Source organism: Achromobacter semiaridum, from assembly GCF_053543755.1.
Map to the genome: position 1 here is coordinate 1 of NZ_JBLVOL010000082.1, position 2,802 is coordinate 2,802.

Annotated in this window: 3 protein-coding genes; 1 reads left to right on the top strand and 2 read right to left on the bottom strand. The window is 65.8% G+C overall.

What is annotated here, in order from left to right; translation table 11 throughout:
• Both ACNPP0_RS20885 and ACNPP0_RS20890 read right to left on the bottom strand, forming a co-directional pair.
• Positions 1-866, bottom strand: an 866-nt coding sequence (locus ACNPP0_RS20885) for a DUF2341 domain-containing protein (RefSeq protein ID WP_448706890.1), incomplete at its 3' end; no start/stop codon positions are given.
• 34 nt (positions 867-900) lie between these two features.
• Positions 901-2,514 (bottom strand): ShlB/FhaC/HecB family hemolysin secretion/activation protein, encoded by a 1,614-nt coding sequence (locus tag ACNPP0_RS20890; protein ID WP_448706891.1) that lies wholly within the window; start codon positions 2,512-2,514, stop codon positions 901-903.
• Here ACNPP0_RS20890 and ACNPP0_RS20895 point away from each other — a divergent pair.
• Positions 2,509-2,802, top strand: a 294-nt coding sequence (locus tag ACNPP0_RS20895) for a hypothetical protein (RefSeq protein WP_448706892.1), incomplete at its 3' end; no start/stop codon positions are given. The two genes, ACNPP0_RS20890 and ACNPP0_RS20895, sit on opposite strands and share 6 nt — an antisense overlap.

Genomic DNA, 2,802 nt, shown 5'->3' on the forward strand with positions numbered 1-2,802 from the left:
GGCAGGCTGGCGGCCAGCGACGCCGTCGCGCGGCCGTTCACGTACAGGTGCACCTGGCTGCCATCAGCCGTCACGGCAAGGTGCTGCCACGCGGCGGGCGTCAGCGGCTGGCCGGGCTGGCTGCGCTGGCCGTTCACTTCCACAAACGGCACGCCCTGGTTGATACCGATCAGCAAGGCGTTGCCCGCATCGCGACGCGCATAGACCAGCTGTTCGCCGGCCGGTTGGTCGGCGCGCACCCAGGCGCTGAACGTGAAGGCGCCCGCGGCGGGTATGGCCAGCGAGGGGCTGGCGGGCAGCATCAGCGGCGCGTTGCCCATGAACTGCGCGGCGCGCCCGATCACGCCATCGACGGCGGCGCCGGTGGGCGTCTGGCCGTGGTTGCTGTAGGCGGTGGTGTCGCGCGGCGGCGCACCGGCCGCGCCGTCAAAGTGATAGACCAGCGTGTAGTTCGGGTCGAAGCTCAGTTGCCCATTGGCGGACGCGGGCGCTTTCTGGTTGCCGTAGTACATCCAGATGTCCTGACGCTGGCCGTCGGCCAGTTCCGGCACGTCCACCCACACCAGCGCCATGCCCAGCAAGGGGTCGAACGATTCCAGCTGGTGGTTCAGCACGGTCTGGTCGTCGGCCGCCACGAAGCGGATGTCGGCGCCCTTCTCGTTGATGCCGTCAAAGGTGAAGTTGCCCGTATGCAGGCGCACCAGCAGCGGCGTGCGGCCGGCGGGGCCGCCCAGCGGCAGGCCCTGCGCGGTGCTGTCAACGGTGATTTGCTTGCGGTACTGCCAATCCGGTTGCCACCAGGCGTTGGCGGCCGACGGCAAGACGCCGGCCAGCACGGTCAGCAGGAGCATCAATAGGCGTTGCATGAGTAAGACTCCGGGATGGAAAAGTGGCGGGCGCTCAGAAGCTGGCGCGCACGCTGAAGTTCAGGCGGGGATCGTGTTTGCGGGTGTTGGGGCCGTCTTTCAGCGGATAGCCCCAGTCCAGCGAGCCCGACAGCCAATCGATCATTTGCAGGCGGGTACCCAGGCCCACGCTGGCCAGCGAGTAGCGCGAGTCCTGCTCGGGCAGCGGGTCGCGCAAGCGCAGGCTGGCCGCGTCGGCAAAGGCATAGAAGCGCCATTCGTTGACGTTGGCGCCCAACCAGCGCGCCAGTGACGGCGTGCGCCATTCCAGCGACGCCAGGATGCCGTCATCGCCCGTGCGTTCGGCCGCCAGATAGCCGCGCACGCTGGTCGCGCCGCCCGCCGAGAATTGTTCGTTGGACACCAGTGCACCAGAGGCCAGCTGGAACGATCCGCGCAGGCCCAGTTGCCAATCGCCAAACAGGTTTTGCGTATGCGTGCCGTCGCCGCGCACCAGGGCAAAGCTGGGGTTGGCCTGATAGCGCTTGTCGTCGAATTCCTTCCAGTCGCTGCCCTGGTTGAAGAACGAGCCGCTGGCGCCCACCAGCGACAAGCCCAGGCTGCTTTGCGAGGACTCGCTGTAGCGGTAGCCGTTGTAGGCCAGCGTGAACGGCAGGTACTTGATGGGGATCTGGTCTTCGTTGGCGCCAAAGCGGGTGGACTCGTCGAACTTCTTGTAGTCCAGGCCGAGGGACAGCGAATTGCTCCAGTCGCCTTGCGGGTCCATCGTGTAGATCGCGGACAAGCCGAACGAATAGCCCTTGCCCAGCACGTTGGTGCCACCGATGGTGGCCACGTTGCTGTCGCTTTTGTAGCCGGAGAATTGCAAGGCCCAGCGCGGCGCCAGCGGCATCGAATACGAGCCCGACCACACCTTGGCGTTGTCGGTTTCCTGCGGCGCGGTAAAGAAGGTCAGGCTGACGGAATGGCCCAGCTGCCACAGGTTGTCGTAACCCAGCGACGCCGTGCTGCGCAGGCGCGAGGTGTCCGCGCTGTAATCATTGTTCAGGCCCACGCTGGCATGCCAGGGGCTTTTGTCTTCCACCTTCAGGTCCACGTCCATCGTGCCGGGCAAGCGCCCTTCCTTGACCAGCGGCACCACTTGGCGGCTGGCGCCCTTGTTCAGGCCGGTCAGCTCGGCTTGGGCCTGGTTGAAGTTGGGCACCTGCCCTTCCTGCAACGCGGGCACCTCGTCGCGAATGGTCAGCGGCGAATAGTGCTGCGCGCCCACCACGCGCACGCGGCCGATCTTGGTTTCGGACACTTGCAGGAAGACGATGCCATCGGCCACCTGCTGCTCGGGCAGGTCCACATAGACGGATTGGTAGCCCTGCTCCTGGTAAATCGTCTGCAAGGCTTCGCGCGCCGATTCAATATCGGCCAGCGTGCGGTCGGGCCCAAGATAGGGATAGACGGCGCGCTCGATGTCGCGCGCTTGCAGCACGGTGTTGCCGCGCACGATGTATTCGTTGATGTTGACGCGGCGCGCGGCGCCCGTGGGCGCGTCCTGCGCCAGGGCGCCGTTCATGGCCATGGCCAAGGCCAACGCATGCGGCGCGCGGCGCAATATGGCGCGCAACGCGCTGCCCCTACTTTCGAAATCATGCATGACGATGCACTCAGTTCCTTGTGTGAAAGCCGGTCGATGCCGGCCGCTACCGTGCAGCGCTACGCGACAATTGCGTTACGGCTTTTGCCCGCAACCGCGCGTCCATGGCTTCTGCTTGTTACTAGACGTACTGGCCGGCCCGGGACGACGCGTTGTAAGAAAAACTTCATGAAAAAGAATCGCGGCGTGCGCGCGGCTGCCGTCCATCGCCGCCTTGCGCCGGGATTCTGGCCGCGCGATATGACGGCGGATGCGGCGCAAGCGGCGCGGCAAAAAAAAGCGGGGCGG